Origin of the sequence: Saccharopolyspora sp. NPDC002686, assembly GCF_040295745.1 — a bacterium.
GTDB classification, from domain to species: domain Bacteria; phylum Actinomycetota; class Actinomycetes; order Mycobacteriales; family Pseudonocardiaceae; genus Saccharopolyspora; species Saccharopolyspora oryzae.
Window position 1 is genome coordinate 1 of the sequence record NZ_JBEOVY010000254.1, and the last position, 11,557, is coordinate 11,557.

The 11,557-nt window shown below is 68.9% G+C and carries 11 protein-coding genes; 8 read left to right on the plus strand and 3 right to left on the minus strand.

The window, feature by feature from the left end:
* The coding region (locus ABTZ89_RS27450; RefSeq protein ID WP_351049911.1) for a cupin domain-containing protein at positions 1-360 on the minus strand (360 nt) is incomplete at its 3' end.
* 52 nt (positions 361-412) lie between these two features.
* Between ABTZ89_RS27450 and ABTZ89_RS27455 the strand changes: the two genes are divergently transcribed.
* The 3 genes from ABTZ89_RS27455 to ABTZ89_RS27465 all read left to right on the plus strand — a co-directional run bounded on the left by ABTZ89_RS27455 (position 413) and on the right by ABTZ89_RS27465 (position 2,744).
* Positions 413-1,405 carry a GlxA family transcriptional regulator gene (locus ABTZ89_RS27455; RefSeq protein ID WP_351049914.1) on the plus strand — a complete coding sequence of 331 codons (993 nt, stop codon included), beginning with the start codon at positions 413-415 and terminating at the stop codon, positions 1,403-1,405.
* Positions 1,406-1,530: 125 nt separating this feature from the next.
* Positions 1,531-2,157, plus strand: coding sequence for a ClpP family protease (locus ABTZ89_RS27460; protein WP_270949757.1), 627 nt, complete (start codon positions 1,531-1,533; stop codon positions 2,155-2,157).
* The gene (locus tag ABTZ89_RS27465) at positions 2,154-2,744 is read left to right on the plus strand and encodes a ClpP family protease (protein WP_270949758.1); all 591 of its coding nucleotides are present in this window, start codon (positions 2,154-2,156) and stop codon (positions 2,742-2,744) included. The genes ABTZ89_RS27460 and ABTZ89_RS27465 overlap by 4 nt, the downstream gene beginning before the upstream one ends.
* A gap of 10 nt (positions 2,745-2,754) precedes the next feature.
* Here the strand turns inward: ABTZ89_RS27465 and ABTZ89_RS27470 are convergent, their stop codons facing one another.
* Complete coding sequence (locus ABTZ89_RS27470) at positions 2,755-3,087, minus strand: helix-turn-helix domain-containing protein (RefSeq protein ID WP_351049918.1); 333 nt, start codon at positions 3,085-3,087, stop codon at positions 2,755-2,757.
* Positions 3,088-3,334: 247 nt separating this feature from the next.
* Here ABTZ89_RS27470 and ABTZ89_RS27475 point away from each other — a divergent pair, with 247 nt between their 5' ends.
* The 3 genes from ABTZ89_RS27475 (at position 3,335) to ABTZ89_RS27485 (ending at position 6,473) form a co-directional block, all read left to right on the plus strand.
* On the plus strand, positions 3,335-4,132 hold the full coding sequence (locus ABTZ89_RS27475; protein ID WP_351049921.1) for a GntR family transcriptional regulator: 798 nt from the start codon (positions 3,335-3,337) through the stop codon (positions 4,130-4,132).
* A gap of 103 nt (positions 4,133-4,235) precedes the next feature.
* On the plus strand, positions 4,236-5,006 hold the full coding sequence (locus tag ABTZ89_RS27480) for a sulfite exporter TauE/SafE family protein (protein WP_351049924.1): 771 nt from the start codon (positions 4,236-4,238) through the stop codon (positions 5,004-5,006).
* A 207-nt stretch (positions 5,007-5,213) separates the two neighbouring features.
* The gene (locus ABTZ89_RS27485; protein ID WP_351049927.1) at positions 5,214-6,473 is read left to right on the plus strand and encodes a phytase; all 1,260 of its coding nucleotides are present in this window, start codon (positions 5,214-5,216) and stop codon (positions 6,471-6,473) included.
* A gap of 124 nt (positions 6,474-6,597) precedes the next feature.
* On the opposite strand, the gene ABTZ89_RS27490 is transcribed toward ABTZ89_RS27485, so the two are convergent.
* On the minus strand, positions 6,598-8,655 hold the full coding sequence (locus tag ABTZ89_RS27490) for a transglycosylase domain-containing protein (protein ID WP_351049930.1): 2,058 nt from the start codon (positions 8,653-8,655) through the stop codon (positions 6,598-6,600).
* 861 nt (positions 8,656-9,516) lie between these two features.
* Between ABTZ89_RS27490 and ABTZ89_RS27495 the strand changes: the two genes are divergently transcribed.
* The gene (locus ABTZ89_RS27495; RefSeq protein ID WP_351049933.1) at positions 9,517-10,407 is read left to right on the plus strand and encodes a helix-turn-helix transcriptional regulator; all 891 of its coding nucleotides are present in this window, start codon (positions 9,517-9,519) and stop codon (positions 10,405-10,407) included.
* A 78-nt stretch (positions 10,408-10,485) separates the two neighbouring features.
* Positions 10,486-11,490 carry an SMP-30/gluconolactonase/LRE family protein gene (locus tag ABTZ89_RS27500; protein WP_351049936.1) on the plus strand — a complete coding sequence of 335 codons (1,005 nt, stop codon included), beginning with the start codon at positions 10,486-10,488 and terminating at the stop codon, positions 11,488-11,490.
* Positions 11,491-11,557: the final 67 nt, after the last annotated feature.

Sequence of the window (11,557 nt, forward strand, 5' to 3'; positions counted from 1 at the left end):
GTGGTCGGGGAGCTCGTCGTGGCGGTCGCCGACGGTCGAGGTCCCGCTGGGCTCGAACATGAGGATGGCCGCACCGGTGGGGGCGGAGGGCTTGTGCTCCGTGCCCCGCGGGACGGTGGAGACCGCGCCTCGGGGGAGCTGGACCGTGCGCTCCCCGGTCGGCTCGCGCAAGGAGAGGTGCAACTCCCCGTCGATCACGAGGAAGAACTCATCGGTGTCGTCGTGGACGTGCCAGACGTGCTCGCCCTCCACTTTGGCGATGCGCACGTCGTAGTCGTTGACCCGCGTGACGATGCGGGGGCTCCACAGGGCGTCGAAGGAAGCCAGGGCCTCGGTGAGGGCGACGGGCTGGTTGCTCATGGCTGAATCCTCGCCTGGTGGGCGTGATCCGCGTGAGTGCTAGAAATCGCACATGCCGCAAGATTCCTCGCACCTGGCCGCCGCGACGGGCCCGAGCCGCGTCGTCGTGATCGTGGACGAGAACTCGAACCCCTTCGAGCTCGGCTGCGCGACCGAGGTCTTCGGCCTGCGCAGACCCGAGATCGGCCGGGATCTGTACGACTTCTGCCTGTGCTCTCCCGAGCCGCGAACGCTGATGCGCGACGGCTTCTTCACGCTCACCGGTGTCACCGGCCTGGAAGCGGCGGACTCGGCGGACACCCTGATCGTCCCCAACCGTCCCGATGTCGATGTTCCCCGTCGCCCGGCCGTGCTCGACGCCATTCGGCGGGCGCACGCGCGCGGAGCGCGGCTGGTCGGGTTCTGCAGCGGTGCCTTCACCCTCGCCGAGGCGGGGGTCCTCGACGGACGCCGGGCCACCGCGCATTGGCAGTGGGCGGAGTCCTTCCGGGCCCGGTTCCCCGCAGTCCGGCTCGAAGAAGGTGTGCTGTTCGTGGATGACGGTGACATCCTCACCGCCGCGGGGAGCGCTGCTGCCCTCGACCTCGGGCTGCACATCGTCCGCCGAGACCACGGCGCGGAGATCGCCAACTCGGTCAGCCGGCGGTTGGTCTTCGCCGCACACCGGGACGGCGGGCAACAGCAGTTCATCGAGCGCCCCGTGCCGAACATCCGGGACGAGTCCCTCGCGCCTCTCCTGGCCTGGGCCCAAGGGCGGCTGGACGCACCGCTGACGGTGTCCGACCTGGCGGCGCACGCCTCGGTCAGCCCGGCCACGCTGCACCGCCGCTTCCGGGCTCAACTCGGAACCACACCACTGGCGTGGCTGACGGGAGAACGGCTCGCCTTGGCATGTCGGCTGATCGAGCAAGGCGAGTCCCGCTTCGAGATCGTCGCGCGGTGCAGCGGGCTGGGCACCGTCGCCAACCTGCGCACCCTGATGCGTCGTGCGACCGGACTCGCTCCCTCTCAGTACCGGAAGCGGTTCGGCCAGCACGTCGGCTAGATCCGGTGCCACTCCCTCGAGAAAATTGTCCATAATGGACCATTCGGTTCCGGGCTGCCACGAGCGGATCTGCTCACAGCGGAGAAACCGGCGGCGGACGCCGGGACGGCGGCATCGTCGGGGGCATGACGAACAACGAGAAGCCGCCGCTGTTCGACCACCGGCTCCGGGAGCGGTTCTTCAGCCAGCGGGTACTGGTCCTCGACGGCGCGCTCGACGACGACAACGGGACGGCGCTGACCACCCAGCTGCTGTCCCTCGCCAGCGAAGATCCCAACAAGGACATCGCGCTGTGGATCCACTCGCCGGGTGGCTCGGTGCCGGCGATGCTCGCCATCCGCGACGTGATGCGGCTCGTCCCGTGCGACGTGGCCACGCTCGCCCTGGGACTGGCCTGCAGCGCGGGGCAGTTCCTGCTGTCGGCGGGAACACCGGGCAAGCGGTTCGCGCTTCCGCACGCCCGGATCCTGATGCACCAGGGGTCGGCCGGGATCGGAGGCTCGGCCGTCGAGGTGGAAGTGCAGGCCGACGACCTGCGGCACACCCGGGACACGGTGCTCGGGCTCATCGCGGAGGACACCGGCCAGCCGGTCGAACGGATCTTCACCGACTCGCTGCACGACCGCTGGTTCACCACCGAGCAGGCCCGCGAGTACGGCTTCATCGACCACGTCGTCGACAGCCTCGGCCAGGTCGTGCCCGTGCGCACCCACCAGCTGGGGATCGGCTCGCAGACGGGAGCGCGCGCATGAGCACCTACACCATCCCCAACGTCATCACCCGCAACCTGGGTGGCGAGCGGATCATGGACGTCTACTCGCACCTGCTGTCGGAGCGGATCGTCTACCTGGGCACCGCGATCGATTCCGGCGTGGCGAACGCGCTGATCGCCCAGTTCCTGCACCTGGAGGCCGACAACCCGGACCGCGAGATCAACCTGTACATCAACTCCGAGGGCGGTGACCCGTCGGCGATGCTCGCGCTGTACGACACCATCCGCTACATCAAGGCGCCGGTGGCGACGACGTGCGTCGGCCAGGCGGTCGCGGCCGGTGCGGTGCTGCTGGCCGCGGGGGAGACCGGGCGCCGATCAGTCCTGCCCCACACCCGAGTGGTGCTGCACCAGCCCGCGGCGCAGGGCCGGGGCACCATCCCGGACCTCATCATCCAGGCGGACGAGGTGGTGCGGGTGCGCACCCAGCTGGAGGAAATCCTGTCGGCGCACACCGGTCGCGACGTCGAAGACCTGCGCCACGACACCGACCGGGACCGCGTGTTCAACGCGGCGGAAGCGGTCGACTACGGGCTCGCGGACCGGGTCCTCGACCACCGAGCGTGAGACCGGGGTTTCAGGCGGCCATGAGCACGGGTCCCGCAGGACGACGACCGACTGCGGGGCCCGCGCGCCGCACATCGCCCGCGATATCGATGAGCAGATCGGCCAGGTCGACGCCCAACGCCCCCGTGACGGCGGCGATCATCTCGCTCGAAGGCTCCTTGCGCCCGCGTTCCATCTCCGACAGGTACTGCGGCGAGATACCGGCCCGCTCGGCGACGTCGACGAGCCGACCACCCTGCTCCTCCCGCACCGCACGCAGACTCCGCCCCAACACCTCACGCCACAACGGCTCCGGTTCACGGGACGACGTGCTCTTCTTGTGGAACGGAAGGATGTCGGCCATGCGGCCATCCTGACACCGCCAGTCCCCGGGAATCACCGGTTCCGCTCCGAGCAGAACTCTGCCGCGGCGGTCGAAGCCCGCTGCTTCGCAGTCCCGGAGACGGTCTTGCCCGCTTCGAGGGGTGCGCGGAACAGCTGGCCCCGGCGGATCTCCGTTCGGGCGCCGGATACTCCCTGGTAGCGAGTTTGTGCTGGTCAATATGGGTGGCGTAACTCTGGCGAAATAATCGCCGAGTACCGTGCCGATCGTGAACGAGCCTGTTGATGCCTCCCCCGGTAGCTCGTCCGGACGGCGGATCCCTGCCGGATGGGTTTCCTCGCAGCCGCGTGCCGAGCGGGCGCGGCAGGTGGCCGACGTGTTGCGGTACCAGATCACGGCGGGAAAGTTCGCCGATGGCGCGCTGCCGGATGAGCGGAGCTTGGGGGAACAGCTCGGCGCTTCGCGCAACGCGGTGCGCGAGGCGTTGGACCTGCTGCGGCTCGAGGGCTTGATCATCAGGCGCCGCGGGGTGGGCACCAGGGTGGTGTTGCCGAAGTACGGCCACGGGTTGGACCGGCTCGCCGGACTGGCCGAGGCGATGACCGGCTACGGCGAGATCACCAACCAGGTCCGATCAGCCCGGCGGGTCACCGAGTTGCCGGTTCCGATCGCCGAGCGGCTGGAGGTGGACCCGTCGGCAGGAGGGGTGTACCTGGAGCGGTTGCGGTGGCTGGACGGACTACCGCTGTCGCTGGACACCACCTATCTCACCGCGGACGTCGGCTGCGGCGTGCTGGACGGTGATCTCGCCGGCCGGGATGTGTTCACCCTCCTCGAGGAGACCACGGGGCACCTGCTCGGGAGCGCCGAGGTGACGGTTCACGCCGTCACCGCCGACCCGGATACCGCCGCGCTGCTGCAGATTCCGGACCATGCTGCGGTTTTCGCCTTGGAGCGCCTGACCCGGCTGTCCGATGGGCGCCCGGTGGACGCCGAGTCGATCCGCATCCGCGCCGACCGCATGGCGTTGACCGCCACACTGCACCGCGGTCACGTCCAGCCTTGACCGACCCCTCCGGCTGCAGATCCCCGCTGCACCGAACTGCATTGGAGATCGCCGTGTCCTCACGCTGCTCGAGCTCATCAGTCGTTCGGCAGAAGGTGGTGCAGTGGTAGCCGGACTCACCACTCCGACGCTGATCCTCCTGGGACTGTTCGGGTTCGCCGGTGGCGTCGGCATCACCGCCGTGGGGCCCGGCGGAGTACTGCCCACGATCGGTTTGTTCGCCCTGACCGACCTGTCTCCCGCCGAGGTGGCGGGAACCGCCATCGTCACCCATGTGGCGACCGGGATTCTGGCCACGGCCGCCTACGCTCGTTCGGGCCACCTGCGTGAGCCGGAAACCCGCCGCACCGCGCTGATCCTCGCCGGCGCGGCCCTGATCGGAACCCCGGTCGGGGTCTTGGTCAACACCGCCGTCTCCAAGCGGGCCTTCGGCCTGGTCCTCGGCGCATTCGCGGTTCTGGTGGCCGCACTGGTCTGGTACCGCGAACGGCATCGTCCCGCGACGACCCAGGCGCACCCGCCTGCGGGGATGGTGGCACTGCTCGGTTTCGCGGTAGCGGTCGCTGCCGGCATCATCGGCATCGGTGGACCTATGCTCACCGTTCCCCTGCTGGTCGCCCTCGGCGTGCCAGTGCTGGAATCCCTCGCCTCGGCCCAAGCCCAATCAATCGTCATCGCCAGCGTCGGAACCGCGGGGTACCTGGCTCACGACACGATCAACTGGGCCCTGGCGGCCCTGGTCGGCATCCCGGAACTCATCGGCGTCCTGCTGGGATGGAAGATCGCGCAGTCCCTACCCACCCGCAGGCTGAAGTACGCCTTGATCATCACACTGCTCGCCCTAGCGCCCTACCTCGCACTGCACGGCGCATAGCCGATGCACGCCGCTGGAAGCCGCCGCGGTCGAAGTGCGGCGCCGTGATCGTCGGAGACGACGCCCAGGAGGTGGGTCTGAGCGGCGGCTTCTTGATCATGCTGTTCACTTGACCGCCGGGCGGGTGACACTTCGCAAGTTTCGCAAGTTCACCTGAAACGGACACCGTGCTGATCTGTTCCTGCCGAACTGAAGAGGAAGGCAGATATGAGGAGAGCACAGGCGACCTCAGTCAGCGCGGTTCTGGTCGCGGCTGCAACCGCGTTCGCGGCCCTGCCCGCGCAGGCGGCAGAGGGATTGCTGCCCCAGGTGCACGCAAAGGCCGAGACCCCGGCCGTTTTCGATGACGAAGAGGGCGGAAACGCCAGCGCCGACGACCCCGCGATCTGGCGGAACGACGCGGATCCCAACCGCAGCCTGGTGATAGCCACCGCCAAGGAAGGCGGAATCCGCGTGTACGACCTCGACGCCCGTGAGGTCCAGTCGATCCCAGCGCAGCCGGCGCCCGGTCCCGATGACGCGCCCGGTCGGATCAACAACGTCGACATCGTCGGCAACTACGCGGTGGTCAGCGACCGCGGTTTCGACGCGCTGCGCATCTACAGCATCGACGCGAACCGCGCGGGTGCTCCGCTCGAAGAGGTCACCGACCCGGCGAATGCGCCGCTGATCTTCTCCGCGGACCAAGCAGAGGTCAACGACGAGACCACCGCCTACGGCCTGGCGGTCTGGCAGGACCCGGAATCGGGCCGCATCTTCGCTGCGGCGTCGGAGGCCGGACGCACCACGCACGCACTGCTGGAACTCAAGCCCGATGCCGAGGGCAAGGTCGGCTACACCAAGGTCCGCACCCTGGACCTGCCAGCGGAATTCACGTTGCCCAACGGGGCCACCTGGAGTCCCTGCGAAGAACCGGGTGAGCTGCCGCAGTCCGAGGGCATGGTCGCGGACCCGGCCGCCGGTGTCCTCTACATCGGCCAGGAGGACGTCGGGTTCTGGCGGGTGAACGCCGACTTCACCGGTGAGCCGGAGCTGGTCGACGCGGTCCGCGACTTCGGTGTTCCGGCTACCTGGGACCCGGCTACCGAGGAATGCACCTACGGCGAAGACCCCGGTTTCGGCGGCGATGTCCTCACCGCCGACGTCGAGGGCCTGACCCTGTGGAACGAGCCGAAAGGCCAGGGCTACCTGCTGGTTTCGAGCCAGGGTGACAACACCTTCGCCGTCTACGGCCGCAGCGACAACAAGTACAGGGGTGGCTTCGCCCTCGCTCCGGGATCGGTCATCGACGGTTCCGAGGATTGCGACGGCGCTGCCGTGCTGAACGCCCCGCTGGGTGAGCGGTATCCGAACGGGCTCGCGGTGATCCACGACGGCTACGACGACCCGCAGGTCGAAGGCCGGGAAGGTTCGAACTACAAGTTCGTCGACCTCGCCGAGCTGAAGGCCGCGGTCGGCCTGCGCTGACCGGCGGTCGTCCGCGGACAAGAGGAATGAGCACGGCTGCTGCGGCCGGACTGGACGCAGCAGCCGTGCTCCGCGAGTTGGCATGCATCTTGTTCGGGAACTCTTCGCCCTCACGACCTCCGCATCATCCGCCGCCGTGACCGTGCCTCGGGTGCCCGTGCGGCTTCGGTGGCGGACCAGGCTCGGGGAATGGCGGACCGGGCGCGGGGGGCGCGGGTGGTGGTGGCGGAGCGGCTGGCGGGGGTGGTGGCGGTGGGTAGAACTGTCCGATCGGTTCGGCGCTGGTGAAGGGCTGGACGGGCTTGCCGGCGAGGTAGGCGTTCATGAATTGCTGCCAGATGTGTCCGGGGAGGCCACTGCCGAAGACGGGGGCGCCGTTGGCGTCCCGCACCGGTAGCACCGGGTGCTGCGCGTCTCCCGCGCTCATCGACACAGCGGTGGAGATCTGCGGGGTGTAGCCCACCGTCCAGGCCTTCTCGTTGTCGGCGCTGTCACCGTTGCCGTACTGGTGGGTCCCGGTTTTCGCGGCCACCGGCCGTCCGTCCAGCGGCAGGTGGGAGTGGTCGGCGACCTGGAGCAAGGACTCCGTCACGTTCGCGGCCAGGTTCCGGTTGCGGTGCGGATCGTTCGGGTCGAACGCGGGCCGCGGTTGCGGGACGAAGTCCTGCACGACCTGGCCGGTGCTGTTGTCCACGATCTTCTGGACGAACCTGGGCTGGTTGCGCATCCCGTCGTCGGCGAAGGTCGCGTAAGCGCTGGCCATGTCGGTGGTGCGCACCGGGTACATGCCCAGTGCGATGCCGGCGCTGGTCGTGCCGTCGGCGTTCTGCAGGGTCGGCTTGCCGTTGGCCTCGCGAGGAATGCCCGCCTGGTGGGCGGCGTCGGCGACCTTGGCCGTCCCGAACTGCACGCCCATGTCCACGAACACCGTGTTGACCGATTTGGTCATCGCTTCGCGGACGCTGCAGTGCGGTGGGTCGTCGCAGCTGACGCCCGGGTTGTTGGCGAACGTCGTCCCCGCGATCTCGCGTGGCGACGAGCCGTCGTAGAGCTCGCCCAGACCTCGGTTCTGCTCCAGCCCTGCCAGCGCCACGAACGGTTTGAACGCGGAACCGGGCTGCTGCTGCGCGTTGGCGTAGTCGAACCCACCTGCCGCCGTGCCGCCACCGCCGTAATAGGCGCGGATCGCGCCCGTGTTCGGTTCCACGGCGACCAGCGCCGGGTGCAGGTTGCTCGGCTGGCCCTGCATCACCGTGCCGACCGCGTCCTCGGCGGCCTTCTGCGCCTGCCGATCGATGTTGGTGACGACGGTGTAGCCGTGCTGCTCCAGGTTCTGCTGGCTGTAGCCCTCCCGATCCAGCTCGGCGAGCACCTGCTCGCGGATCTGGTACTGCGTGCCGGTGGTGTTCTGGTTCGTCCGGTCCGCACCGTCCTGCGTCGTCGGGAACCGCATCGCCGCGCGCTGCTCCGCCGTGACGAACTGGTGGCGCTCCATCTGGTCGGCGACGTAGGTCCACCGGCGCTGGGCCTGCACGGGGTTGACGCGCGGGTCGTTGTTGGACGGCTGTTGCACCATCCCCGCCAGCACCGCCGCCTCGGAGGCGTCCAGGTCCTTCGGTTCCTTGTGGAAGTACACGTCCGCGGCGGCGTGGATGCCGTACGCACCCCGGCCGTAGTACGCGGTGTTCAAGTACGCCTTGAGGATCTCGTTCTTGGACTGCTGCTGGCTCATCTTGAACGCCAGCACGATTTCCTTGAACTTCCGCGCGTAGGTGTGCTCGTCGTTCCCGGTGGACAGCTTGATGTACTGCTGGGTCAACGTCGAACCGCCACCGCTGTCGTCACCGGTGATCTGACCCCACGCCGCCCGGAAGATCCCGTTCACGTCGAAACCGGGGTTCTGGTAGAAGGTCGGGTCCTCCGCCGCCAGCGTGGCAGCCCGCATCGGAGGGGACACCTCGCGGGTCACGTCCCCGATCATCGTCCGGTTGCCCGAGGCGGGGACGATCCGCGTCAGCTCCGAATCGTCCGAATACTTGATCACGACCGTCTGCGCGGTGGCCCGGGCGACCGACTCCGGGCTCTTCACATCCCACATGGCGTAGCCGACGCCGAACGCGATCAGGAACGCGCAGACGGACGCCGTGATCAACCCGATGACCGCCAAGAGCGCACGCAGCAACCACCACCTGGGATTCCGGCGGGCGGGTCGGCCCAACCGCTGCGTAGGCGCGTCTGCTGGACCTGGACTCCGGTGCCGCCCAGCCGGGCCGCCGCGCGGTCCAGTCCAATCGTCGCGCTTGCTGTTCACGAACGGGCCTCCAGACGTGGCGCGGCGGGGCTCCACCGCACTGAGTTCGAAGCACTCTGCCATCCGAAGCGGGAATTGTGACGTGGATGTGATGTGCGAGACCGACCACCCGGAAACGAGCTCGACCGGCTGCGATCGGCTCCCTACTGCGAGTGGTCGGAAGTCTTTGAGGACTACCGGCCAGAGCCACATCGCCACCGGGAGAAACCAACGAGCACGATTTCGTACATAATGGACTATTTGATGGGGGTTGCCCTGGTGAACAGGGGGATACTGTCCAGTTTGGACAAAAATATTTTGGGTGGTGAAAGCAATGTGATCGCGCAGGAACGTCGCGGTCGAGGGCGGAGTCGGCGATCGCAACTACCGAGCTCATCGGTTGGAAAGACCTGGCAGCCTCGCAGGACCGGGGATGGTCCACCTCCGAAGCTTCTCGCCCAATCGGTGGTGCCGCAGAAGGCCCATTCGGTGGTCGGTGGTTGCTGTTGGCGTCATCACGTGGCTCGCCAGGGGCTGGCGTCCGACGGGGTCGACGGTGATCCGCGGTTGGTTCGGGTGTTCCCCGGTGCTGCGCGGTTCGATCCTGAATGCTGCCCGGAGCACCGCGCGAGCTTTCCACTTGGTGCGTTGGCCCTCGCGCACGTCCCGGGAGCTGAACGATCATCGTCCGTCCGATGAAGGTGGTATCGACGAGTCCTGGTTGTGCCGCCGCGCGAGGATCATCCTGGGAGAGTGGAACGGAACGACCTCGCAGATTTCCTCCGGCGCCGACGTGAGCTGCTCCAGCCGGAGAACGTCGGTGTTCCGGTCGGGGGACGGCGTCGGACGCCGGGGCTTCGACGCTTCGAGGTCGCCCAGCTCGCCGGCATGTCACCGGACTACTACGCGAGGCTTGAGCAGGGACGCGGCCCGCAACCGTCGGTCGCGATGCTCACCGCGTTGGCCCGCGCGCTGCGGCTGACGATTGACGAACGCGACCATCTCTTTCGCCTCGCCGGTCACCACGCTCCGCCTCGCATCGGTGGTGATGAGCACGTCAGCCGCGGCCTCCTCCGGCTGTTGGACGGGTTGCAGGGCTTGCCCGCCCTGATCGCCTCCGACCTGAACATCGTGCTCGCCCAGAACCCGATGGCGGATGCGCTGTTGGGGGAGCAGGCCCATTTCCACGGCCTCGCCCGCAGCTGTACCTACCGGTGGTTCACCGACCTGGAGATGCGCGGGCGTTATCCCGCCGAGGACCATGAGCACGAGAGCCGTGCGCAGGTGGACGACCTGCGGGCGACCCTCGCGGTCCGCCCGGCGGATCCCGCGGCGGGCGAGCTGGTCGGAGCGTTGCGCGCGGAGAGCATGGAGTTCGCCGAGCTCTGGGCCCAGCACGACGTCGCGGTCCGTCGCAGCGACCGCAAGCGCATCCTGCACCCTGCGGTCGGGCTCATAGAGCTGGACTTCGACATCCTGGCGACGGCCCGGCAGGACCAGCGCCTGATCGTGTACTCACCCGCGCCGGGCAGCGCCGCGGTCTCGCAGTTGGAGCTGCTGGCCGTGCTCGGCCAGCAGCGTTTCACCCCCTCTGGGACCGACTCGCGCAGCGAAGCGCGGACGGACCGGCATCTCCCGGGCTAGCCCGCACGCGCCCGACGGCCCCGTGCGGGCCGCCGGGCGCCCCGCCCGGAACCTCCCCAGCACGACCGAAAGGAAGACATGTCCTCCTACCGATCCACCGAGCTGCGGCGGCGCGCCACCACGATCGGCCTCGCCACCCTGCTCGCCGCGGGCACCGCAGCCCCGACAGCCCTCGCGGCCCCGGCTCCGACGCACGCCGACCACCCCAGCACTCGCCTGGGCGACGTGCGCGTCCTCGCTCACTTTGACCGGGCTGCGGGCCAGGCCGCCGAGAGCATCGCCCTGGATCCCGGAGGTGGCGCGGTCATCGGCATGATCCCCGCCCGCCAGGTGGTGCGGGTCGCGCAGGGCGGGGCCGTCCAGGTACTCGCCACCATGCCGCTACCTCCGGGCGGTGGCGGCACCACCCCGGTCGTCGGAATCCCCGTGGTCACCGGGGTTGCTCGGTCGGACAGCGGCGCCGTGTACTTCCTCTACTCCGCCGGGCAGGGCGGGCTGACCGGGATCTGGCAGATCCGTCGTTCCGGTGAGCCCCGGCTCGTCGTGCCGCTGCCTGCCGACACCATGCCGAACGCGCTGGTCATCGACGGCGAGCGGGATCGCTTCCTGGTCACCGACTCCACCGGCGGGCGCATCTGGCAGGCCCCGCTGCGCGGCGGCGAGGCCTCCGTGTGGTCGGCGGACCCGGCCCTGGCGCCCAGTGGCTTCTTCGGCGCCAACGGCCTGAAGGTCCACGACGGCGCCGTGTGGGCGAGCAACTCCGACCACGGCACCATCGTCCGCATCCCGGTGACCAAGGGTGGCGGCTCCGGCCGCGCCGAGGTCCGGGCCACGCGGCTGGAAGGCATCGACGACTTCGACTTCACCGGTCGGAGCACCGAGATCCTCGCCGCGATCAACCAGACCAGCAAGCTCGTGCGGGTGGGCGCGGACGGCGCCCAGGAGACCCTGCTGGATGCCGAGGACGGCATGCAGGGAACCACGGCCGTCGCCGTTCGAGGAAACCGCGCCTACGTGACCAACGGAGCCAACCTGGCCGGCAACGACCCGAACCTGATGCTCGCGGAGCTGCAGCGGCGCTGACGCGCCTCCGCGGCGGGGCCTATTTGCGTTTACACGGTTCCTTAGGCGCCAGGAGGCGGTGTTGCCC